The 22,243-nt window shown below is 69.0% G+C and carries 15 protein-coding genes; 11 read left to right on the top strand and 4 right to left on the bottom strand.

Translation table 11 applies throughout. From position 1 onward, the window contains the following. Positions 1 to 74 precede the first annotated feature (74 nt). The 3 genes from PSQ21_RS29355 to PSQ21_RS29365 all read right to left on the bottom strand — a co-directional run bounded on the left by PSQ21_RS29355 (position 75) and on the right by PSQ21_RS29365 (position 3,811). Entirely contained in the window at positions 75 to 1,397 is a 1,323-nt protein-coding gene (locus PSQ21_RS29355; RefSeq protein ID WP_274034320.1) for a 3'-5' exonuclease, read from the bottom strand. A gap of 218 nt (positions 1,398 to 1,615) precedes the next feature. Further along, entirely contained in the window at positions 1,616 to 3,145 is a 1,530-nt protein-coding gene (locus tag PSQ21_RS29360) for a helix-turn-helix domain-containing protein (RefSeq protein ID WP_274034321.1), read from the bottom strand. A 213-nt stretch (positions 3,146 to 3,358) separates the two neighbouring features. Beyond that, positions 3,359 to 3,811: a RidA family protein gene (locus tag PSQ21_RS29365; protein WP_274034322.1), complete on the bottom strand. Its 453-nt coding sequence runs from the start codon at positions 3,809 to 3,811 to the stop codon at positions 3,359 to 3,361. A gap of 257 nt (positions 3,812 to 4,068) precedes the next feature. On the opposite strand from PSQ21_RS29365, the gene PSQ21_RS29370 reads away from it, so the two are divergent. The 4 genes from PSQ21_RS29370 to PSQ21_RS29385 all read left to right on the top strand — a co-directional run bounded on the left by PSQ21_RS29370 (position 4,069) and on the right by PSQ21_RS29385 (position 9,251). Beyond that, positions 4,069 to 4,503 (top strand): VOC family protein, encoded by a 435-nt coding sequence (locus PSQ21_RS29370; protein ID WP_274034323.1) that lies wholly within the window; start codon positions 4,069 to 4,071, stop codon positions 4,501 to 4,503. 89 nt (positions 4,504 to 4,592) lie between these two features. Next, positions 4,593 to 5,495 (top strand): aminoglycoside phosphotransferase family protein, encoded by a 903-nt coding sequence (locus PSQ21_RS29375; protein WP_274034324.1) that lies wholly within the window; start codon positions 4,593 to 4,595, stop codon positions 5,493 to 5,495. A 286-nt stretch (positions 5,496 to 5,781) separates the two neighbouring features. Next, a complete protein-coding gene (gene acnA / locus PSQ21_RS29380; protein ID WP_274034325.1) occupies positions 5,782 to 8,499 on the top strand; it encodes an aconitate hydratase AcnA in 2,718 nt (905 codons plus the stop codon). A gap of 134 nt (positions 8,500 to 8,633) precedes the next feature. Then, positions 8,634 to 9,251: a histidine phosphatase family protein gene (locus PSQ21_RS29385; RefSeq protein ID WP_274034326.1), complete on the top strand. Its 618-nt coding sequence runs from the start codon at positions 8,634 to 8,636 to the stop codon at positions 9,249 to 9,251. A 167-nt stretch (positions 9,252 to 9,418) separates the two neighbouring features. Here the strand turns inward: PSQ21_RS29385 and PSQ21_RS29390 are convergent, their stop codons facing one another. Continuing rightward, positions 9,419 to 13,300 carry a GH92 family glycosyl hydrolase gene (locus tag PSQ21_RS29390; protein WP_274034327.1) on the bottom strand — a complete coding sequence of 1,294 codons (3,882 nt, stop codon included), beginning with the start codon at positions 13,298 to 13,300 and terminating at the stop codon, positions 9,419 to 9,421. A gap of 505 nt (positions 13,301 to 13,805) precedes the next feature. On the opposite strand from PSQ21_RS29390, the gene ngcE reads away from it, so the two are divergent. The 7 genes from ngcE to PSQ21_RS29425 all read left to right on the top strand — a co-directional run bounded on the left by ngcE (position 13,806) and on the right by PSQ21_RS29425 (position 22,203). Further along, positions 13,806 to 15,251, top strand: coding sequence for an N-acetylglucosamine/diacetylchitobiose ABC transporter substrate-binding protein (gene ngcE / locus PSQ21_RS29395; protein ID WP_274034328.1), 1,446 nt, complete (start codon positions 13,806 to 13,808; stop codon positions 15,249 to 15,251). A 49-nt stretch (positions 15,252 to 15,300) separates the two neighbouring features. Further along, the gene (locus PSQ21_RS29400; RefSeq protein WP_274034329.1) at positions 15,301 to 16,221 is read left to right on the top strand and encodes a carbohydrate ABC transporter permease; all 921 of its coding nucleotides are present in this window, start codon (positions 15,301 to 15,303) and stop codon (positions 16,219 to 16,221) included. Then, positions 16,221 to 17,171, top strand: coding sequence for a carbohydrate ABC transporter permease (locus PSQ21_RS29405; RefSeq protein WP_274034330.1), 951 nt, complete (start codon positions 16,221 to 16,223; stop codon positions 17,169 to 17,171). The genes PSQ21_RS29400 and PSQ21_RS29405 overlap by 1 nt, the downstream gene beginning before the upstream one ends. A gap of 214 nt (positions 17,172 to 17,385) precedes the next feature. Continuing rightward, positions 17,386 to 18,585: an ROK family transcriptional regulator gene (locus PSQ21_RS29410; RefSeq protein WP_274034331.1), complete on the top strand. Its 1,200-nt coding sequence runs from the start codon at positions 17,386 to 17,388 to the stop codon at positions 18,583 to 18,585. Between the two features lie 120 nt (positions 18,586 to 18,705). After that, positions 18,706 to 19,818, top strand: a complete 1,113-nt coding sequence (locus tag PSQ21_RS29415) for a sugar ABC transporter substrate-binding protein (protein WP_274034332.1) — start codon at positions 18,706 to 18,708, stop codon at positions 19,816 to 19,818. Positions 19,819 to 20,107: 289 nt separating this feature from the next. Further along, positions 20,108 to 20,896, top strand: coding sequence for an ATP-binding cassette domain-containing protein (locus PSQ21_RS29420; RefSeq protein WP_274034333.1), 789 nt, complete (start codon positions 20,108 to 20,110; stop codon positions 20,894 to 20,896). After that, entirely contained in the window at positions 20,893 to 22,203 is a 1,311-nt protein-coding gene (locus tag PSQ21_RS29425) for a sugar ABC transporter permease (RefSeq protein ID WP_274034334.1), read from the top strand. Before PSQ21_RS29420 ends, PSQ21_RS29425 begins: the two co-directional genes overlap by 4 nt. Positions 22,204 to 22,243: the final 40 nt, after the last annotated feature.

Consider the following 22,243-nt stretch of genomic DNA (forward strand, 5'->3'; position numbering starts at 1 on the left):
TTCCTTCTGCAACGGCGAGTCGAAGCCGTACAGGAACCGCAGCTTGAACTGGTACGGACATTCGAACAGGTACTTCAGCTCGCTGAAGCTGAAGACGATATCGGGCGTGTCGGACAGGGGGGTGAAGGCACCCGATTCAGCGTGGACTCGTCGGGCCTGGCAGCCTCCCGGGTCAGGACGTAGGTGTTGCGGGTCGCCTCGGCGAAGAACTGGGACTCCCGCTGGTAAAGCTTGCCCGGCCCGGGGGAGTAAGAGAGAGCGAGGTACTTCTGGGCGCGGGTCGCCGCCACGTAGAAGAGCCGGCGCTCGTCGTCCTCGCTGCCGCGGTAGCGGTCGGCGTCGTTGACGGCCGCCTCCGGGACGATGTGGAACACACCGAGTCCGCCCTGCCGCTTGCTGGGGAAGCGGTTGCGACGCATACAGGGCACGAACACCGCCGGCCACTGCATGCCCTTGGCTTGGTGGACGGTGGCGATCGTGACGGCGTCGGGCCGCGCATATCCGGCGTCGGCGTCACTCTCCTCGTAGTAGTCGCCGGCCTGGTGCTCCAGCCACTTGGCGAAGGTGGCGAACCGGTCGGGCGGACTGCTGAGGAAGCGGATGCGCTCGTAGTCGCCGATGGCGGTGCTGAACCGTCCCAGGTTGTAGAAGGCGAGCTCGCTGCGCTCGCGGCCGACCTCAGCCGTGAGGTGTTCCTCGCGGATGCCGACCTCGCCTAGGAAACGCTGGTAGGTGCCCTGGATCGTGTAGGCGTCCCAGGGCATGCCCTCCGCCCAGCCGCGGGCCTCGTCGAGGATCTTCACCCCGCGCTTCAGGGCCTCCTCGCGGAGCCCGAGTCGGGCGTCCGTCCAGGCCGTCACGACGGCGTCACCGTCGACGGCTCCGGCGATGTAGTCGAAGCAGGTCTTGGCAGCCTGGACCTCGGGCGTCTGGAACAGGCGGCTCAGGCCCTTGATGATGTAGCGGATGCCCCGGGCGTGCATCGCCGTGACCAGCGGGTCGGCGTCCCCCGACACGCTGCGGAAGAGGACAGCGAAGTCCGAGTACGCCAGGCCCCGTGGCGGCGTGCCGGCACGGTCGGTGAAGGGCAGGCCGATCATCCACTCGATGCGGTCGCAGATCCACGTGGCCTCCTCCTGCGGCGTACCGAAGGAGAGGGCCAGCAGGTCGCCACGGTCATAGCTCTGGTGTCCACTGGCGATCATCGACTTGCTCAGCCGACGCAAGGGATCGATGCCCTCCGCCACCCGGCGTGCAAGGTCCACCACCGCCTTGGACGAGCGGAAGTTCTCGTTGAGCGTCACGGTCTTGGCGCTGCTGTGGCGGGTGGGGAACGTCAGGATGTTGTTCACCGCGCTTCCGCGCCACTGGTAGATCGTCTGGTCGTCGTCCCCCACGACGCATAGGTTTGCGCCGAACTGGATGAGGCCGGCGCCCGGGGTAGCGCCGCCATCGACGCGATCTTCGCGTAGCCGCGACCGGTCCGCTGGGCCCGTGGAGTGTGGCTCGTAGCCCGCCGCAGGCCCAAAGTCCCAGAGAAGTCCCGGACATGCCGCCGCACCCCTCCCTGACCCGCTAAATGGCAGGTCAGATGGGGTGCGGCGGCATCGTCGTGTCAAATGTCCCGGAAGATCTCGATCTGCGCGCCCACCGAGTTGAGGCGCTCGGCCAGCTCCTCGTAACCGCGGTTGATCACATAGACGTTGCGGAGTACGGAGGTGCCTTCCGCCGCCATCATCGCCAGCAGCACCACCACGGCGGGCCGCAGCGCGGGCGGGCACATCATCTCCGCGGCGCGCCAGCGGGTCGGGCCCTCGACCAGGACCCGGTGGGGGTCGAGGAGTTGGAGGCGGCCGCCGAGGCGGTTGAGGTCGGTGAGGTAGATCGCGCGGTTGTCGTAGACCCAGTCGTGGATCAGGGTCTGGCCGTGTGCGGCGGCGGCGATCGCCGCGAAGAACGGGACGTTGTCGATGTTGAGGCCGGGGAACGGCATCGGGTGGATCTTGTCGATCGGCGCCTCCAGCTTGGAGGGCCGCACCGTCAGGTCCACCAGGCGGGTGCGCGCGTTGTCGGCGGCGTACTCCGGGGTGCGGTCGCAGTCGACGCCCATCTCCTCCAGGACCGCGAGCTCGATCTCCAGGAACTCGATCGGCACCCGGCGGATGGTGAGTTCGGACTCGGTCACCACGGCGGCGGCCAGCAGGCTCATCGCCTCGACCGGGTCCTCCGAGGGGGAGTAGTCCACGTCCACGTCGATCTGCGGGACCCCGTGCACGGTGAGTGTCGTCGTGCCGATCCCGTCGACCCGTACGCCCAGAGCCTCCAGGAAGAAGCACAGGTCCTGGACCATGTAGTTGGACGAGGCGTTGCGGATGACGGTCGTACCGTCGTGGCGGGCGGCGGCCAGCAGGGCGTTCTCGGTCACCGTGTCGCCGCGCTCGGTCAGCACGATGGGCCGGCCGGGGGAGACGGAACGGTCCACCTGTGCGTGGTACAGGCCCTCCGTGGCGGCGATCTCCAGCCCGAACCGGCGCAGCGCGATCATGTGCGGCTCGATGGTGCGGGTGCCGAGGTCGCAGCCGCCCGCGTACGGCAGGGTGAACTGCTCCGTCCGGTGCAGCAGCGGACCCAGGAACATGATGATCGAGCGGGTGCGGCGCGCCGCGTCGGCGTCGATCGCCTCCAGGTCCAGCTGCGCGGGCGGCACGATCTCCAGGTCCACGCCGTCGTTGACCCAGCGGGTGCGCACCCCGATGGAGTTCAGCACCTCCAGGAGCCGGAACACCTCCTCGATCCTGGCCACCCGGCGCAGGACCGTGCGCCCCTTGTTGAGGAGCGAGGCGCACAGCAGCGCGACACAGGCGTTCTTGCTGGTCTTGACGTCGATGGCCCCGGAGAGCCGACGGCCGCCGACGACCCGCAGATGCATGGGCCCGGCGTAACCGAGCGACACGATCTCGCTGTCAAGGGCTTCGCCGATGCGGGCGATCATCTCAAGGCTGATGTTCTGGTTGCCGCGCTCGATGCGGTTGACGGCGCTCTGGCTCGTGGCGAGCGCCTCGGCCAACTGCGTCTGTGTCCAGCCCCGGTGCTGACGGGCGTCACGGATGAGTTTGCCGATGCGTGCGAGGTAGTCGTCTGACATGTCGGCAGGTTATCTCAGATATGAGATGAGAATGATGTGGGGGTGTGCCGTTCGAGTGACGGGTGTGCACCGGCTCCTCGTATGCCGCCTCTTTCCATCGTCGCCCGCGCGGCAGTGAAGGGCGCGGTCCGCGCGTCCGTACGGGTCGGGGGGCCGCGCCCGCCGCCCCCTCCCACCGGCCTCGGCGGGAGGGGGCGGAGGCGCAGACCGCCCTTACGCCGACGGGGGGCCTGCCGGGCCGTCCGGTGCCGGAGCGTCAAGGACGGCGGCCACGGCCTCGATCTCGACGAGCTGGTCCGTGTAGCCGAGCACGGTGACGCCCATCAGGGTGCTGGGCACGTCGTGGTCGCCGAAGGAGTCCCGGACCACTTCCCAGGCGGCCACGAGATCCTCCTGCCGGGCCGACGCCACGAGGACCCGGGTGCTGATGACGTCCTCGACCGAAGCGCCCGCGTCGGCGAGCGCCGTCCGCAGGTTCTCCACGGACTTCGCCGCCTGGCCCGCGTAATCCCCCACGGCCACGGTGTCGCCGTGCTCGTCGAGCGGACAGGATCCGGCGAGGAAGATCAGCCGGGACTCGGCGGGCGCCGTGGCCGCATAGGCGTACTCGGCCACGTCGGAGAGGGAGCGGGAACGGATCAGCGAAACGGCGCTGGTGCGCGTCATGGTGGTGCGTCTCCTGGTGCTGGGCGCGTGCTGGGTATTGGTCGTGCCGGTGGTGCGGGCCGGGGGCGTGCGGGCCGGGCCGGGCCGGGTGTTCCGCGCTCTGTCGTCCGCCCCCTGAGCAGGCATCCTTTCAGCGCGCGTCGCGTCCCGCTTCTCGTTTTCCGGCGGGCCGCCGTCGACCGTCCCGTCCCCTGTGCGGGGCGCCCCTGACGAGAAAGTCGGATGATCGGCGAACGGCGCGCCACTAGGGTGCCCTCATGGCTCCGATCAGGCAGGTGCAGATCACCTTCGACTGCGCGTCGCCCTCGCGCGTCGCGTATTTCTGGTGCGAGGTGCTGGGGTACGTCGTTCCTCCGCCGCCGAAGGGGTTCGCCACGTGGGGTGACCACGACCTCTCCCTGCCGCCCGGGAAGCGGGACGCGGGCTTCGTCTGCCAGGACCCCACGGGGGTCGGCCCGCGGATGTACTTCCAGCGCGTTCCCGAAGGCAAGGTCGTCAAGAACCGGGTGCATCTCTGCGTCCGGGTCGGCACCGGACTCGTGGGGGAGGAGCGCCTCGCCGCGCTGGAGGCCGAGTGCGCGCGACTCCTGCCGCTCGGCGCGAAGCGCGTACGCCTGCTCCTCGCCGACGAGGAGAACGAGTCCTGCCTCGTCATGCAGGACATCGAGGGCAACGAGTTCTGCCTCGACTGACACACCGCGCCCGGTCCGCGTGGGCAGGGCCCGGGTGTCGTATGGCCACGCGCACCCGACCCCCCCCGCACTCACTACCGTGACTTCGCATGACCGGCATCGAGATCGAGATCACGGCAGACCTGGTCCGCGGCCTGCTCCAGGAGCAGCATCCGGACCTCGCGGGGCTGGCCGTCCGTGAGGTCACCGGCGGATGGGACAACCAGCAGTGGCGCCTCGGGGGCGAGTTGGCCGTCCGTATGCCGCGTACGGAACGCGCCCCGGAACTGCAGCGCAAGGAGCGCCGATGGCTTCCGGTCCTGGCCCCCCGCCTGCCCCTGCCCGTCCCGAACCCCGTGCGGACCGGTGAACCGTCCGTGCGCTTCCCGAAGCCCTGGACGATCATGACGTGGGTCCCCGGCGAGCCGCTGGACCGCACCTCGATCAGCCGCGGCGACCACGCGGCCGGCGCTCTCGCGGACTTCCTCCGGGCACTCCACGTGGCGGCGCCCGCCGACGCGCCGGCCGGTTCGGACCGCGGCGGTCACCCGGGCCTGCACACGGAGGGCTTCGACCACTTCTTCCACGCCGTCGTCCCCGAGGGCGTCGCCGACGAGGTCCGGGCCGTCTGGGAGGACGCCGTCGCGGCGCCGGGGTGGGAGGGGCCGCCGGTGTGGGTCCACGGTGACCTCCACCCCGCGAACGTCGTCGTGTCGGACGGGACGCTCTCGGGCGTGATCGACTTCGGTGACCTGTTCGCCGGTGATCCGGCGTGGGACCTCGCGGCCGCGTGGGTCGTCCTCCCCGGGGGCGCCGCCTCACGGTTCTTCGACGCGTACGAGCGTGCGGACGGGGCGACGATCCGGCGCGCCCGCGGGCTGGCCGCTCTGAAGAGCCTCTTCCTCATGCTCATGGGCCGGAACGGGGACCGGGGGCTTCCCGGCGGCAAGCCGGCCTGGGGGCCCGCGGGCCGGACGGCGCTCGACCGCGTTCTGCGTACGGGTGTGGTCTGAGCGCCCGGTCCCGCGTACGGCGCCGGTGAAGGCCGCTGGTGGTCGGGGCGGACCGGCGCGCCAGGGGTGTGGTGGGACACCTGGGCATGACCGGGCGGCGGCTATGTACTAGAGTTATCTCGACATCGAGATATCTGCCGAGGCGCACCGCGGCCGCTGCCCGGTAAGGGTTACCTAACTAATCCTTACCTTAGCGGATGGGCGGGGCAGTAGGCGGCAAAACGCGGCGCCGACTGCCAATGAGGCGCGGCGCGGAGATACGCGCACATTGAAGAAGGAGACTGTCGTGTCGGCGAACAGCTTCGACGCCCGCAGCACGCTGCGCGTGGGCGACGAGTCGTACGAGATCTTCAAGCTGGACAAGGTAGAGGGCTCCGCGCGCCTCCCGTACAGCCTGAAGGTCCTGCTGGAGAACCTGCTCCGCACCGAGGACGGCGCGAACATCACCGCCGACCACATCCGGGCCATCGGTGGCTGGGACTCCCAGGCGCAGCCCAGCCAGGAGATCCAGTTCACGCCGGCCCGCGTGATCATGCAGGACTTCACCGGCGTGCCGTGCGTCGTGGACCTCGCCACCATGCGCGAGGCCGTCAAGGAGCTCGGCGGCGACCCGGCGAAGATCAACCCGCTGGCCCCGGCCGAGCTGGTCATCGACCACTCCGTCATCGCCGACAAGTTCGGCACCAAGGAAGCCTTCGGCCAGAACGTCGAGCTGGAGTACGGCCGCAACAAGGAGCGCTACCAGTTCCTGCGCTGGGGCCAGACCGCCTTCGACGAGTTCAAGGTCGTCCCCCCGGGCACCGGCATCGTCCACCAGGTGAACATCGAGCACCTGGCCCGTACGGTCATGGTCCGCAACGGCCAGGCGTACCCCGACACCCTCGTCGGCACCGACTCGCACACCACCATGGTCAACGGCCTCGGCGTGCTGGGCTGGGGCGTCGGCGGCATCGAGGCCGAGGCCGCGATGCTCGGCCAGCCGGTCTCCATGCTCATCCCGCGCGTCGTCGGCTTCAAGCTGACCGGCGAGCTCCCGGCCGGCACCACCGCCACCGACCTCGTGCTGACCATCACCGAGATGCTCCGCAAGCACGGCGTCGTCGGCAAGTTCGTCGAGTTCTACGGTGAGGGCGTCGCCGCCACCTCGCTCGCCAACCGCGCCACCATCGGCAACATGTCGCCGGAGTTCGGCTCCACCGCCGCGATCTTCCCCGTGGACGACGAGACGCTGAAGTACCTGCGCCTGACCGGCCGCGACGAGCAGCAGGTCGCGCTCGTCGAGGCCTACGCCAAGGAGCAGGGCCTCTGGCTGGACCCGGCCGCCGAGCCGGACTTCTCCGAGAAGCTGGAGCTCGACCTCTCCACGGTCGTCCCCTCCATCGCCGGCCCGAAGCGCCCGCAGGACCGCATCGTCCTGGCCAACGCCTCTCAGCAGTTCGTCCAGGACGTGCGCAACTACGTCTCGGACGACATGGAGGCGAGCAAGGAGTCCTTCCCGGCCTCCGACGCCCCGGCCAACACGCCGAACGGCGCCCCGTCCAGGCCGGTCACCGTCACGGCCCCCGACGGCTCGACGTACGAGATCGACCACGGCGCCGTCACCGTCGCCGCGATCACCTCCTGCACCAACACCTCGAACCCCTACGTCATGGTCGCCGCCGCGCTCGTGGCGAAGAAGGCCGTCGAGAAGGGCCTGACCCGCAAGCCGTGGGTCAAGACCACCCTGGCCCCGGGCTCGAAGGTCGTCACCGACTACTTCGACAAGGCGGGCCTGACCCCGTACCTCGACAAGGTCGGCTTCAACCTCGTCGGCTACGGCTGCACCACCTGCATCGGCAACTCCGGCCCGCTGCCGGAGGAGGTCTCCAAGGCGGTCAACGACAACGACCTCGCCGTCACCTCGGTGCTCTCCGGCAACCGTAACTTCGAGGGCCGGATCAACCCCGACGTCAAGATGAACTACCTGGCGTCCCCGCCGCTGGTCGTCGCGTACGCCATCGCCGGTTCGATGAAGGTCGACATCACCAAGGACGCCCTCGGCGTCGACCAGGAGGGCAAGCCGGTCTACCTGACCGACATCTGGCCCTCCGAGGCAGAGGTCAACGACGTCGTGGCGAACGCCATCGGCGAGGACATGTTCAACAAGTCCTACCAGGACGTCTTCGCGGGCGACGCCCAGTGGCAGGCGCTGCCGGTCCCGACCGGCGACACCTTCGAGTGGGACTCCGAGTCCACCTACGTGCGCAAGCCCCCGTACTTCGAGGGCATGACGATGGAGACGACCCCGGTCGAGGACATCACCGGCGCCCGGGTGCTCGCCAAGCTCGGTGACTCGGTCACCACCGACCACATCTCCCCGGCCGGCGCCATCAAGGCCGACACCCCGGCCGGCAAGTACCTCAGCGAGCACGGCATCGAGCGCCGTGACTTCAACTCCTACGGCTCGCGCCGTGGTAACCACGAGGTCATGATCCGCGGCACGTTCGCCAACATCCGCCTGCGCAACCAGATCGCGCCGGGCACCGAGGGCGGCTACACCCGCGACTTCACCCAGGACGGCGGTCCGGTGTCGTTCATCTACGACGCCTCGCAGAACTACCAGGCCGCCGGCGTCCCCCTCGCGATCCTCGCGGGCAAGGAGTACGGCTCCGGTTCGTCCCGCGACTGGGCCGCCAAGGGCACCGCGCTCCTCGGCGTCAGGGCCGTCATCGCCGAGTCCTACGAGCGCATCCACCGCTCGAACCTCATCGGCATGGGCGTCCTCCCGCTCCAGTTCCCCGAGGGCCAGACCGCCGAGACCCTCGGCCTCACCGGCGAGGAGGCCTTCTCCTTCACCGGCGTCACCGAGCTGAACAACGGCACGATCCCGCGCACGGTCAAGGTCACCACCGACACCGGTGTGGAGTTCGACGGCGTCGTCCGTATCGACACCCCCGGCGAGGCGGACTACTACCGCAACGGCGGCATCCTGCAGTACGTGCTCCGCAGCCTGATCCGCAAGTAGGCGGCGGACAGCGGAACAGAAGGGCCGCGTCCCGGGTCTCCCCGGGGCGCGGCCCTTCCGCGTTCCCGGAGCCCGGCGTGCGATCGTGGGCCTGCGGCGCACCCGCACCACCCGTACGGAAAGTGAACGACCTCATGGGCGAGCTGATCCTGATCCGGCACGGCGAGACCGAGTGGTCCCGTTCCGGACAGCACACGAGCTACACCGACCTCCCTCTCACCGACGTCGGGGAGCGCCAGGCCCGCGCGCTCGTCCCGCTGCTGGCCGACCGGAACATCGGGCTCACCCTCGTCAGCCCGATGATCCGGGCCCGCCGCACCGCCGAACTGGCCGGGCTCCCCGACCTCCGGGTCACCCCCGAGCTGCGGGAGTGGGACTACGGCGGCTACGAGGGCATCACCACCCTGGCGATCCGCCGTACCCGGCCCTTCTGGAACCTGTGGACCGACGGCGTCGACCCCGGCTCCGAGGAGCACCCCGGCGAGAGCCCCGCCCAGATCGGGGAGCGGGCCGACCAGGTCCTCGCGGGCGTCCGGTCCGCCGCCGAGGGAATCGGGAGCGCGGACATCGCCCTCGTCGCGCACTCGCACTTCCTGCGCGTCCTCACCGCCCGCTATCTCGGCCTGACGCCGGCCGAGGGGCGCCTCTTCCAGCTCGCCACCGGAGCCGTCTCCCGGCTCGGCACCGAACACGGCCGGCCGGTCGTCGTGGCACTCAACGTGGCCCTGCCGGAGAGCCTCCAGCCGCGCTGAACCCGGCTCCGGCGGAGAGCCTCCAGCCGCGCTGGACCTCTCGCCCTGCCGGAGAACCTCCTGCCCGCGCTGGACCTCGCCCTGCCCGAGCGCCTCCAGCAGGCGTGAACGCCGACGGCCGGCACCCCGCCAGGGGATGCCGGCCGCCCGCACTCGTCGCGCAGGGGTCAGGAGAGCAGCTCCACCTCCGCGAGCGTCGCCGAACCCGTCAGCACCAGCCGGTACGCGGTGTACGAGCCGGGCCTGTCCACCGAGAACACCCGGGTCTGCTTGTCCCAGGCGAACGACTGGCCGGAGCGGCGGTCGAGGTCCGTCCACTTCTCGCCGTCCGTCGAACCCTGGAGCGTCCAGCCCTTCGGGGCCTTGTCCGCCGCCGCCGAGGTCAGCGTGTACTGCACGCCCTTCGTCGCCGAGGACACCGGCAGCTCCACCGACTCGACCGTCGCCGAGGTGGCCGAGGTGTCGTCGAAGAGCGCGCCGTCGCCCTTGAGCGCGTCGCCCTTGGGCGTCGGGACCTTGTCGTCCTTCTGCACGGAGACCGGGGCCGCGTCCTTGCCCGTGCCCCAGGCCGACGGCTTCGGACCCATGGCGAACTCCAGCGTGCCTCCCCTGGCCAGCACGTCGTGGGGGAGCGCCGTGGAGGTCCACTTCTTGCCGTTGACCTTCACGCCCTGCACGTAGATGTTCTTGTCGCTGTTCTTCGGGGCCTTCACGACCAGCTTGCGGCCGTTGTCCATGCGGACGGTCGCCTTCTTGAAGAGCGGCGAGCCGATCGCGTACTCTCCGCTGCCCATGACCAGCGGGTAGAAGCCGAGCGCCGAGAAGAGGAACCAGGCCGACTGCTCGCCGTTGTCCTCGTCGCCGTGGATGCCCTGCCCGATCTCGCTGCCGACGTACAGCCGGCCCAGGACCTCGCGGACCTTCTCCTGCGTCCTGTACGGCTGCGAGGCCGCGTTGTACATGTACGTGGCGTGGTGGGCGACCTGGTTGCTGTGCCCGTACTGGCCCATCCGCACGTCACGCGCCTCGGTCATCTCGTGGATGACGCCGCCGTAGCTGCCGACGAACTCCGGGCCCGCCGTCTCCGGCGTCGAGAAGTACGTGTCCAGCTTCTTGCCCAGGCCCGCGCGGCCGCCGTACAGGTTGGCCAGGCCCCGGCTGTCCTGCGGGGCGGTGAAGGCGTAGCCCCAGCCGTTGGTCTCGGTGTAGTCGTAGCCCCAGACGCGGGGGTCGTACTCACCCGAGGGCAGACGCCAGTCGCCGTTCGGCTTCTTGCCCTGGAAGAACCCGGCCTTGTCGTCGAAGAGCTTGACGTACTTCTGCGCCCGGTTCATGAAGTACGCGGACTCTTCCTTGTACCGCGCCTTCTTCGTCTTCCTGTACAGCTCCTCGCCCATCCGGGCGATGCCGTAGTCGTTGACGTAGCCCTCCAGCGACCAGGACAGGCCCTCGTGGGTGGCGGTGTCCGCGTAACCGGTGAAGACCGAGGTCTGAAGGCCCTTGCGGCCGACGCCCGAGGACGGCGGCGCCACGGTGGCGTTCTTGAGCGCCGCCTCGTACGCCGCCTCGGCGTCGAACTCCACGCCCTTGACGTACGCGTCGGCGAACGCCACGTCCGAGCTGGTGCCGGTCATCAGGTCCGCGTAGCCGGGGGAGGACCAGCGCGAGGTCCAGCCGCCGTCCTTGTAGTGCTGGACGAAACCGTCCACCAGCTCGCCGGCCTTCTTCGGGGAGAAGAAGGAGTAGGCGGGCCACGTCGTGCGGTAGGTGTCCCAGAAGCCGTTGTTGACGTACACCTCGCCGTCGACGATCTTCGCGCCCGTTCGCGTCGGGGTGTTCTCACCGGTCGCCTTGGAGAAGGGGCTGGCGTACCTGTTCTTGCCCTTCACCTTCTCGTGGCCGGAGTTCGGGTAGAGGTAGAGCCGGTAGAGGCTGGAGTAGAGGGTGGTCAGCTGGTCGGCGCTGGCGCCCTCGACCTCGACCGTCCGCAGGATGTCGTCCCAGGCGCCCTGCGCCGTGCGCTGCACGCGCTCGAAGGAGGTGGACTCCGGGATCTCCATCGCCAGGTTCCGCTTCGCCTGGTCGACGCCGATCAGCGAGGTGGCCAGCCGCAGGTTGACCGTGCGGTCCTTGCCCGCGTCGAAGCGGAAGAACCCGGTGACGTCGTCGCCCCCGCCGCCCTTCAGCCTGCCGCTGTCGGTGACCGGCGCGTCGAAGACGCCGTACACGAACATCCGGGTCGCCCCGGTGGACAGGCCGCTCCTGACGTCCGAGTAGCCGGAGAAGGAGCCGGTCTTCGGGTCGAGGGTGATGCCGCCGTCGTTCGTGACGTTGTCGAAGACCAGGCTCGCGTCCTTGCCCGGGTAGGTGAACCGCATCCGGGCCGCGTGGTCGGTCGGCGTCATCTCGGCCTTGAGGCCGTTCTCGAACGTGACGCCGTAGTAGTGCGGCTTCGCCGTCTCGTTCTCGTGCCGGAACGGCAGCGCGCGGGCGCTCCGGGACGCGTCCGGGGTGCCGCTCGCGGCCGACGGCATCAGCTGGAAGGTCTGCCGGTCACCCATCCAGGGGCTCGGCTCGTGGCTGGCGGCGAAGGCCTGGAGCGTCGGGAGGTTGTCCGCGTTGTTGCCCCGGTGGTAGTCGTACAGCCAGCTGGTGGTGCCCGCGTTGGTGACCGGCGTCCAGAAGTTGAAGCCGTGCGGCACAGCCGTGGCCGGAATGTTGTTGCCGCGCGAGAAGCCGCCGCTGGAGTTGGTGCCGCGGGTCGTCAGCGCGTAGTCCGACAGATGCGCCTTGCGCTTCTCGGGCTTCTTCGGGGCGATCGTGATGTCGTCGATCCAGCCCTGGAACTTCGCCGGGCCCTTGGGGGAGTCGTACGCCACCAGGATCCGGTCGACCGTCTTGCCCGCGGCGACCGTGCCGAGGCGGGCGGCGACCTTGTTCCACTGGTTGACGTAGAGGCGCTTGGCGTCCGCCTGGCCCTGCGGGGTGAGCAGCCCGCCGTGGCTGTCGGTGGCCTTCAGCTCGCTCAGGTACGTGCCGTCGGTGAAGGCCAGGTCCACCGCGACGTGCGTGGCGGGGTAGTTCAGGTCAGTCTCGCCCATCTGCGGGTAGACCAGGTACGACAGTTCGGTGTCCTTGGTGACGGCCGTGTTCACGTCGAAGATCTTGTTGTACGAGTAGGCGCGTCCGTCGGCCGTGTGCGTGCCCGCGTAGCGCAGTGCCTTCTTTCCGGTGAATCCCGCGCCGGACTTCGCGGTGGGGGATCCGGAGGGACCGCGGTCGGGCTGGCTGCGCATCTCGTCGGGCACCGGTGCGGAGGTGTCACCGTTCGAGAACTGAACGTCGGCGAGCTGGAGCGCGTCCGCGCCGTTGTTCGCGGTGATCTCCAGGCGGAGGTGCCGGTAGGCGGTGTCGCTCGCGAAGTCGTACGTCTTCGTCTCGTGCCGCTTGGCGAAGGTCTCGCCGGTGCGGGTGTCGAGGTCGGTCCACTCCTTGCCGTCCGCCGAGCCCTTGAGCGTCCAGGCCTTCGGGTCGCGTTCGGCGTGGTCGTTGGCCGAGGTGAGGGCGTACGTCACGACCTTGACGGGTTCGTCCAGATCGAACTCGACCCAGCCGGCCTTCGCGAACGTCAGCCACTTGGAGCCCGGTTCGACGTCGACGAGGTTCTCCTTGACCTCGCCGCCCGCGGTGTTCTCGGCGCTCGCGCGCAGCTCCGTCACCCGGTCGGTGACGTTGCCCGGTATGCCGGAGGAGAAGCCCCCGTCGACGCCGGAGGAGCGCTTCTCGCCGTCGGGGCCCTCCTCGACGGTGCCGCGCCAGTCAGGCTGCTTCTCGTCCGCCTCGAACGAGGTGCTGAACGTCCGGTCGCCGGACGGTTTCCGGTCCGGTGAGGAGGGCTGAGCGGTGGCGACCGCGGGGGCGATCACCACCAGGGCGAGGGACGCCGCCAGGGCGGCTGCTGTGGGGGTCCGTCTCCGGCGGGAAGCCGGGCGGGGGACCGCGTGAGGGGCCTTGTCGTATCCGTGATCGAGGCCGCGTGGTGGCTGCATGCCGAGCCGTTCCTCCCCGGGAAAATGCGTGGACAACGTTGTCAAAGCGGAATGCAAGGTCCAGTAGGGATCCAAGTGGCTGGACGTGTCAAGGGTGTTGCCGCGGGGCTCGTCGGCGAATCGGCCGGAATGGGGAAATAGCCGCCGCGGGGGGAGGGCGCGAGGTGCCGAGGTGTCCGTGAGGTCTCAACTCGGGAAAGACTGCCGCCCAAACCTGCTTTCGATCTTGCTCAGTTGGCAACAAGTGGACTATACCTGTCGGCACCCGCACAGCCGCTTCGCGCGGACGTGCGCACGGGGGAAACGGGGACGGTCGCGAGGACGCCAGGGGTGTCCTCGCTGTACGGTCTTCCGGCATCCCCACTGCACCGGCCCGTCCGGTACATCTGTTTTTCCGCATGACCCAAGCGCAACTGACCGCGGTGGCGGGGCCCTTCGCCTGAGGCGAATTCACGACGGGCGACCGGTACACCGCCTGAGTCCTGGAGAAGGCGAGGACTTGAGCATGGGATCCACCTCCGCCCACAACAATGAGGGCCTTGGCCGTCGCGATCTGATCAAGCGTTCTGCCGCACTCGGCCTGATCGCTGTTCCGACGATGAGCTTCCTGTCCGCCTGCGCGAGCGGCGACAGCGGCAGCGACGACAAGGTCGAAAAGGGCGAAAAGACCGAGAAGAACCCGCTGGCCGTCAATGGCAGCGCACCACTGGAGATCGTCATCTTCGACGGTGGCTTCGGCACCAAGTACGCCAAGGACGCCCAGGCCGTCTACGAGAAGACCTACCCCGACGCGAAGGTCAAGTTCTCCGCGACGCAGAAGATCCAGTCGGTTCTCCAGCCGCGGTTCAACGGTGGAACCCCGCCGGACCTGATCGACAACTCCGGTGCCCAGCAGATGGACATGGGCGTCCTGGTCGGCAAGAAGCAGCTCACCGACCTGACCCCGCTGCTCGACGCCCCCTCCATCGACGACCCGGCCAAGAAGGTCCGCGACACCCTGCGGCCGGGCATCATCGAGATGGGCCAGTTCGACGGCGACCCGGTCTGGATCATGTACTACGCGTACACGGTCTACGGCGTCTGGTACTCGCAGACCGCGCTGGAGAAGCTCGACGCCACGTACCCGGAGACCTGGGACGACATGCTCGCGCTCTGCGCGAAGGCGAAGAAGGAGGGCATCGCCGGCTGGACCTACCCCGGCAAGCACCCGTACTACATCCCGTTCTCGCTGTACCCCTTCATCGGCAAGATCGGCGGTGTCGAGGTCCTCGACGCGATCGACAACCTGGAGCCGAAGGCCTGGGAGCACCCGGCGGTCAAGGCGGCCTTCGAGGCGTACTACGAGCTCGTCGCCAAGGGCTACATCCTCGACGGCACCGCCGGCATGGACCACCGCGGTTCGCAGGGCGCGTGGGCCCGCGGCAAGGCGCTGTTCATCCCGAACGGCTCCTGGGTCGAGAACGAGGAAGCGGCGATCATCCCCAAGGACTTCAAGCTGTCCGTGGGCGCTCCCTCCAGCCTCGACTCCTCGGACAAGCTGCCCTTCGGCACCATCTGGGCGTCCGGTGGCGAGCCGTTCATCGTCCCGAGCAAGGCGAAGAACCCCGCGGGCGGCATGGAGCAGCTGCGCATCATGCTCAGCGAGGCCTCCTCCAAGTCCTTCACCACCAGCACCAAGTCGCTCTCCGCCTTCAACGGCGGCACGGACGGCATCGAGCTGTCCGACGGCCTGAAGTCGGGTGTCGCCGCGCTGGAGAAGGCCGGCACCAACGTGGTCAACCCGCGCCTGCAGGACTGGTACGTGAAGCTCCAGAAGGAGCAGATCGGCGTCGCCGCGCTCGGCGAGATGATGGCCGGCCGCGCCAAGCCCGCCGAGACCATCAAGAAGATCCAGGCATTCGCCGACGCGACCGCCAAGGACCAGTCCATCAAGCACTTCAAGCACCAGTGACCACGCGTCACCAGCGGCGGGCAGCAGGGGAAGGTCGGAGTCGGTAACGATGCAACACGGTAAATACCGGTTCATAGTCGGGTTCTTGGTGGTCCCGATGACGTTGTACGTCATCTTCGTCATCTGGCCCTTCATCCAGTCCATCTACTACTCGTTCACGGACTGGACGGGGCTGAGTCCCGACTTCAAGATGGTCGGGTTCGACAACTACACCAAGATGCTCGATGACGACATCTTCTGGAAATCCTTGCAGCACAGCGTGCTGCTGGCCGTGCTGCTGCCGCTGGTGACGCTGGGGCTCGCACTCTTCTTCGCCTTCATGCTCAACGTGGGCGGGCGGCGCCGCAAGGGCGCCGCCGTCACCGGCGTGCGGGGCTCCGGCTTCTACAAGATCGCGTACTTCTTCCCGCAGGTGCTCTCGATCGCGATCGTGGCCATCCTGTTCCAGTTCGCCTTCGACCCGGGCCAGGGCATGATCAACGGCGCGCTGAAGGCCGTCGGCGTCAAGGACCTGCCGGTCTGGCTGGGCGATCCGCAGCTGGCCCTGTGGGTCATCATGGCGGTCCTCGTCTGGTGCACCACCGGCTTCTTCGTGGTGCTGTTCTCCGCGGGCATGGCCTCCATCCCCAAGGACTTCTACGAAGCCGCCCTGCTGGACGGGGCGAGCCGGTTCACGACCTTCTTCCGGATCACGCTGCCCCTCCTGTGGGACACGGTCCAGTCCGGGTGGGTCTACATGGGCATCCTGGCGCTCGGCGCCGAGGGCTTCGCGATCGTCCACATCATGAGCGTCGGTCCCGGCGGGCCCGACTACTCGACCACCGTCCTGCCGCTGTACGTCTACCAGTCGGCGTTCCGTGACGGACAGGCGGGCTACGCGACCACGATCGGTGTCGCCCTGCTCCTCGTGACGCTGGCGTTCGCCGCCATCGTCATGCGGGTGGGCCGGCGCGAGCGGCTGGAGTTCTGATGAAGACCACTGACACCCCTCCCACCGGGCCCTCCGGGTCCCCCGCCGACGCCGAAGCGGCGAAGGTCCCGGCCCAGCGCACCGGGCCGGCGGGCAAGGGCGCGCCCGCCCCCGCGAAGAAGAGCGAGGGCCAGGTCCTCAACGTCTTCTCGCACGGGGTGCTGATCCTGTGGGCGATCATGGTCGTCCTGCCGTTGCTCTGGGCGGTGATGTCCTCGTTCAAGACCGACGCGGACATCTTCAACACCCCGTGGTCGCTGCCCGATTCGCTGAACTTCGACAGCTGGGGCCGGGCCTGGAGCCAGGCCCACATGAGCGAGTACTTCCTGAACACCATCCTGGTGGTGGGCGGGTCGCTCACGGGCACCCTGGTCCTCGGGTCCATGGCCGCCTATGTGCTCGCCCGCTTCGAGTTCCCGGGCAACCGGTTCATTTACTTCTTGTTCGTCGGCGGCATGAGCTTCCCGATCATGCTGGCGCTGGTCCCCCTGTTCTACGTCATGGACAACATGGGGATGCTGAACACGATCCACGGCCTGATCCTCGTGTACATCGCGTACTCGCTGCCGTTCACCGTGTTCTTCCTGACCTCGTTCTTCCGGACGCTGCCGACCTCGGTGGCGGAGGCGTCGATCATCGACGGGGCCTCGCACACCCGCACGTTCTTCCAGGTCATGCTGCCGATGGCCAAGCCCGGCCTGATCAGCGTGGGCATCTTCAACTTCCTGGGGCAGTGGAACCAGTACATGCTGCCGACGGTGCTGAACACCGACCCGGAGAAGCGGGTGCTGGCCCAGGGCCTGGTGGAGCTGGCCTCCAGCCAGGGCTACAAGGGCGACTACTCCGGCCTCTTCGCCGGCCTGGTCATCGCGATGCTGCCCGTGCTGGCGGCGTACATCATCTTCCAGCGCCAGGTCGTCTCCGGCCTGACGGCGGGCGCCCTGAAGTAGCCCACGACGCGCGTACGGCCCGGTGCCCCGGCGGAAACCCTCCGCCGGGGCACCGGGCCGTCGCGGTGCGCGCGGGTGCTCAGGTCTTGACGGGAGGCACCCCCGAACGGTCAGCTTAGAGTTCACATGTTGGAGGAAGCCGGGGTCTCATCGCTGCGGCCCCGGCCGGGGCGGTCTCCAGGACCGCCCGCCAAGGGCAGGAGTGGATGAGTCGATGGAGACTCCCGGGTCGCAGACATCGCTGCACAGGGCCAATCTGGAGCGGGTCGTACGCGCCGTACGGATGGCGGGATCGCTCACCCAGGCGGAGATCGCCCGGAGCACCGGGCTCTCCGCGGCCACCGTCTCCAATATCGTCCGGGAGCTGAAGGACGGCGGAACGGTCGAGGTCACTCCCACCTCGGCGGGTGGCCGGCGGGCCCGCAGCGTCTCGCTCAGCGGCGACGCCGGCATCGTCATCGGCGTCGACTTCGGCCATACGCATCTGCGCGTCGCCGTCGGCAACCTCGCCCACCAGGTGCTCGCCGAGGAGTCCGAGCCGCTGGACGTCGACGCCTCGTCCGCCGAGGGCTTCGACCGGGCGGAGGTGCTGGTCAAGCGGCTGATCGCGGCCACCGGGATCGGCCCGGACAAGGTGATCGGCATCGGCCTCGGCGTGCCGGGCCCCATCGACGTCGAGTCCGGAACCCTGGGCTCCACCTCGATCCTGCCGGGCTGGACGGGCATCAACCCCAGCGAGGAGCTCTCCGGCCGCCTCGGCGTGCCCGTGTACGTCGACAACGACGCCAATCTCGGAGCGCTGGGCGAGCTGGTCTGGGGAAGCGGCCGGGGCGTCAAGGACCTCGCGTACATCAAGGTGGCCAGCGGAGTCGGCGCCGGGCTGGTGATCGACGGGACCATCTACCGGGGCCCCGGCGGCACGGCCGGCGAGATCGGGCACATCACGCTCGACGAGTCGGGCCCGGTGTGCCGCTGCGGCAACCGCGGCTGCCTGGAGACCTTCACCGCCGCCCGCTACGTCCTGCCGCTGCTCCAGCCCAGCCACGGCCCCGGGCTCACCATGGAGCGGGTGGTCCAGCTGGCCCGGGAGGGCGATCCGGGCTGCCGCCGGGTGATCGGTGACGTGGGCCGGCACATAGGCAGCGGCGTGGCCAACCTGTGCAATCTGCTCAACCCCAGCCGCGTCGTGCTCGGCGGTTCGCTGGCGGAGGCCGGGGAGCTGGTCCTGGGGCCCATACGGGACTCCGTGTCGCGTTACGCGATCCCCAGCGCCGCCCGGCAGCTCTCCGTGCTTCCCGGGGCCCTGGGCGGGCGCGCCGAAGTCCTGGGCGCACTCGCCCTGGTGCTGAGCGAGATGGGGGATTCAACCCTTTTGGAGAGCACCCTCCCCGCGGCGACTCCTGCCTTCACTTAGATAACGAATGGCACCGTTGTCATCTCGTTAAGGATTTACTCCTTGACGCTGACGCTGGGGCCGAGTTGACTTCCAGCCACCTCGGCCGCAACGTCGCGGCCTCGTCAGGGAGGTTCGAGAATGAACACGCGTATGCGTCGTGCCGCCGTTGCCGTTGCCGCCACCACGATGGCGATCTCGCTGGCCGCGTGCGGGAGCGCCAAGGAGTCCGGCGACAAGGCCGAACAGAGCTCGGAGAAGAAGGGCGACGACCTGAAGATAGGTCTGCTCCTTCCCGAGAACCAGACGGCCCGTTACGAGAAGTTCGACCGGCCGATCATCGAGAAGAAGATCAGCGAGTTGACCGGCGGCAAGGCCGAGGTCACCTACAACAACGCCAAGCAGGACGCGACCACCCAGTCGCAGCAGATCGACACGATGATCACCAACAAGGTCGACGCGCTCATCATCGGCGCGGTGGACGCCAAGGCGATCGAGAACAGCGTCAAGAAGGCCAAGGACGCGGGCATCCCGGTCGTCGCCTTCGACCGCCTCGCCGAGGGCCCCATCGACGCCTACACCTCCTTCGACAACGAGGAGGTCGGCCGCGCGCAGGGCACCGCCCTGCTGGAGGCCCTGGGCGACAAGGCCGACGGCGGCACGATCGTGATGATGAACGGCGCGATCACCGACCCGAACGCCGCCCTCTTCAAGAGCGGCGCCAAGTCGGTCCTCGACGGCAAGGTGAAGTACGGCAAGGAGTACGACACCAAGGAATGGAAGCCGGAGAACGCCAACGCCAACATGGAAGCGGCGATCACCGCACTCGGCAAGGACAAGATCGACGGCGTCTACTCCGCCAACGACGGCATGGCGGGCGGCATCATCACCGCCCTCAAGGCCGCCGGCATCTCGCCGCTCCCGCCGGTCACCGGCCAGGACGCCGAGCTGGCGGGCGTGCAGCGCATCGTCTCCGGCGAGCAGTTCATGAGCGTCTACAAGTCCTACCCCGCCGAGGGCATCGTCGCCGCGGAGATGGCCGTCGCCCTCGCCAAGGGCGAGAAGCTCGACTCCATCGCCACCTCCAAGGTCGACAACGCCAGCCAGAAGGGCATCCCGACGGTCCTCGTCCCGGTCGTCTCACTGACCAAGGACAACATCAAGGACACCGTCATCAAGGACGGCATCTGGACGCTGGACGAGATCTGCTCGGCCAAGTACAAGGCCGCCTGCGACAAGATCGGTCTGAAGTAGGCGCCCGGGCCCGGCCCGCCCCCCGGCCGCCGGGCCCCGCCCACCGCCCCGCCCGCGCCGCGCTTCCCGCGAGGGCGCCGGGGCGGCCCCACCGCCCGCGCACCCGCCCGCCGCACCCCGGCCGGCACGCGCGGCCTCGAAGCCTGTCCGGCGCCCCGCACACCAACCGTCCCGCTACCGGGCGGGGCGTCGGACGGAACGCTTCACCGCTCTTCCCGTATCTCTTCTGCTCGACACCGCCGCGCCTTCCCCCGGGCGCGGCATCCCCGCCGGTCAGGCGGCGAAGGAGATGGTTCATGTGTCCGCTACGCCCGTGTTGGCGTTGCGAGGGGTCTCCAAGCGCTTCGGTGCCGTCCAGGTACTCACCGATGTAGAGCTTGAGGTCCACGCCGGCGAGGTGGTCGCCCTGGTCGGCGACAACGGCGCCGGTAAATCAACGCTGGTCAAGACGATCGCCGGAGTGCACCCCATCGATGACGGCGTCATCGAGTGGGAGGGCAGGGCGGTGCAGATCACCAAGCCGCACGACGCCCAGAACCTCGGCGTCGCGACCGTCTACCAAGACCTCGCGCTGTGCGACAACATCGATGTCGTCGGCAACCTCTACCTCGGCCGGGAGCTGCGCAGGTTCGGCATCCTGGACGAGGTCGAGATGGAGCGCCGCTCCCGCGAGCTGCTGTCCACGCTCTCCATCCGCATCCCGAGCGTCCGCATCCCGATCGCGTCGCTCTCCGGCGGCCAGCGCCAGACCGTGGCCATCGCCCGGTCGATGCTCGGCGAGCCCCGGCTCGTCATCCTCGACGAGCCGACCGCGGCCCTCGGCGTCGAGCAGACAGCCCAGGTCCTCGACCTCGTCGAGCGGCTGCGCGAGCGCGGCCACGCGGTCATCCTCATCAGCCACAACATGGCCGATGTGAAGGCCGTCGCCGACAAGGTCGCCGTGCTCCGGCTGGGCCGGAACAACGGTGTCTTCGATGTGAAGACCACCTCCCAGGAAGAGATCATCTCCGCCATCACCGGTGCCACGGAAAACGCCGTGACCCGACGTGCGGCGCGCAACGCGGAGGTTTCCCAGTGACCACCGACAACTCCGCCACCTCGCTGGACAAGGCGGGCACCCCGGCCGACACGCCGCCCGGCAACCCGGACGCCGCCGAGGGCGCCGCGACGGTGATCGACCCCCGCCTGCTCGTCCGCGAGCAGGGCCTCGGCGGCTACCTCACCGAGTTCAAGCGCAAGATCAGCGGCGGTGACCTGGGCTCGATCCCGGTGGTCATCGGCCTCGCGATCATCGCGATCGTCTTCCAGAGCCTGAACTCCGAATTCCTCTCCGCGAAGAACATCAGCGACATCGCGGTCACCATGGTCGCCACCGGCATGATGGCCGTGGGCATCATCTTCGTCCTGCTGCTCGGCGAGATCGACCTCTCGGTCGGCTCCGTCTCCGGTGTCTCCGGCGCCCTCGTCGCGGTGCTCAGCGTCACCCAGGGCATGAACGAATGGCTGGCGATCCTGGTCGCCATCGTCAGCGGCGCGGTGATGGGCGCGATCCACGGCTTCTTCTTCGCCCGGGTCGGGGCGCCCGCCTTCGCCGTCACCCTGGCCGGCCTGCTGTTCTGGCTCGGCTTCATGCTCCAGCTGCTCGGCGACTCCGGCACCATCAACCTGGACGGCGAAGGCGTGGTCGGCCAGCTGACCACGTACTACTTCACCGATGTCGCCGCCGCCTACGGGCTCGCCGCCATCGCGGTCGTCGGCTACTTCGCCGCCGCCTTCCTGGACACCCGCCGCCGCGAGGCCGCGGGCATCCCGTCCCGGCCGGTCGCCGACATCGCCGTGCGCACCGCGGTCCTCGCGGTGTTCGCCTTCGCCGCCGCGTACATGTTCAACCAGTACCGAGGCCTGCCGCTCGCGCTGGTCCTCTTCCTGATCGTCCTGGTCGGCACGGACTTCCTGCTGCGCCGCACGGCCTACGGGCGGAAGATCTTCGCGCTCGGCGGCAGCGTCGAGGCCTCCCGGCGGGCCGGTATCAACGTCACCGCGATCCGGATCTCCGTCTTCTCCATCGCGGGGACCTTCGCGGCGATCGGCGGCCTGTTCTGGGCCTCCAAGATCGCGGCGGCCAACCAGGGCTCCGGCACCGGCGACCTCCTGATGAACGTCATCGCGGCGGCCGTCATCGGCGGCACCAGCCTCTTCGGTGGCCGCGGCCGCACCTGGAACGCGCTGCTCGGCGTCATGGTGATCGTCTCCATCCAGTACGGACTGTCGCTGGAGGGCATCGCCACGCCGATCCAGTACATGGTCACCGGCGCCGTGCTTCTCGCCACGGTCGTCATCGACTCCGTCACCCGTAAGACCCAGAAGACCGCGGGCCGCGCCTGACCGCACAGCCGCGCAGGTGCCCGGTGCCCCCAGGGGCGCC

Source organism: Streptomyces sp. MMBL 11-1 (assembly GCF_028622875.1).
In the GTDB taxonomy this organism is placed as follows: Bacteria; Actinomycetota; Actinomycetes; order Streptomycetales; family Streptomycetaceae; genus Streptomyces.

What these genes read in the sequence shown, in the direction of transcription:
- PSQ21_RS29400 (WP_274034329.1), top strand. Translation starts at nt 15,301, where the DNA reads ATGCAACACGGTAAATACCGGTTCATAGTCGGGTTCTTGGTGGTCCCG.
- PSQ21_RS29365 (WP_274034322.1), bottom strand. Translation starts at nt 3,811, where the DNA reads ATGACGCGCACCAGCGCCGTTTCGCTGATCCGTTCCCGCTCCCTCTCC.
- PSQ21_RS29385 (WP_274034326.1), top strand. Translation starts at nt 8,634, where the DNA reads ATGGGCGAGCTGATCCTGATCCGGCACGGCGAGACCGAGTGGTCCCGT.
- PSQ21_RS29405 (WP_274034330.1), top strand. Translation starts at nt 16,221, where the DNA reads ATGAAGACCACTGACACCCCTCCCACCGGGCCCTCCGGGTCCCCCGCC.
- PSQ21_RS29360 (WP_274034321.1), bottom strand. Translation starts at nt 3,145, where the DNA reads ATGTCAGACGACTACCTCGCACGCATCGGCAAACTCATCCGTGACGCC.
- PSQ21_RS29420 (WP_274034333.1), top strand. Translation starts at nt 20,108, where the DNA reads ATGGTTCATGTGTCCGCTACGCCCGTGTTGGCGTTGCGAGGGGTCTCC.
- PSQ21_RS29390 (WP_274034327.1), bottom strand. Translation starts at nt 13,300, where the DNA reads ATGCAGCCACCACGCGGCCTCGATCACGGATACGACAAGGCCCCTCAC.
- PSQ21_RS29375 (WP_274034324.1), top strand. Translation starts at nt 4,593, where the DNA reads ATGACCGGCATCGAGATCGAGATCACGGCAGACCTGGTCCGCGGCCTG.
- PSQ21_RS29370 (WP_274034323.1), top strand. Translation starts at nt 4,069, where the DNA reads ATGGCTCCGATCAGGCAGGTGCAGATCACCTTCGACTGCGCGTCGCCC.
- PSQ21_RS29415 (WP_274034332.1), top strand. Translation starts at nt 18,706, where the DNA reads ATGAACACGCGTATGCGTCGTGCCGCCGTTGCCGTTGCCGCCACCACG.
- ngcE (WP_274034328.1), top strand. Translation starts at nt 13,806, where the DNA reads ATGGGATCCACCTCCGCCCACAACAATGAGGGCCTTGGCCGTCGCGAT.
- PSQ21_RS29410 (WP_274034331.1), top strand. Translation starts at nt 17,386, where the DNA reads ATGGAGACTCCCGGGTCGCAGACATCGCTGCACAGGGCCAATCTGGAG.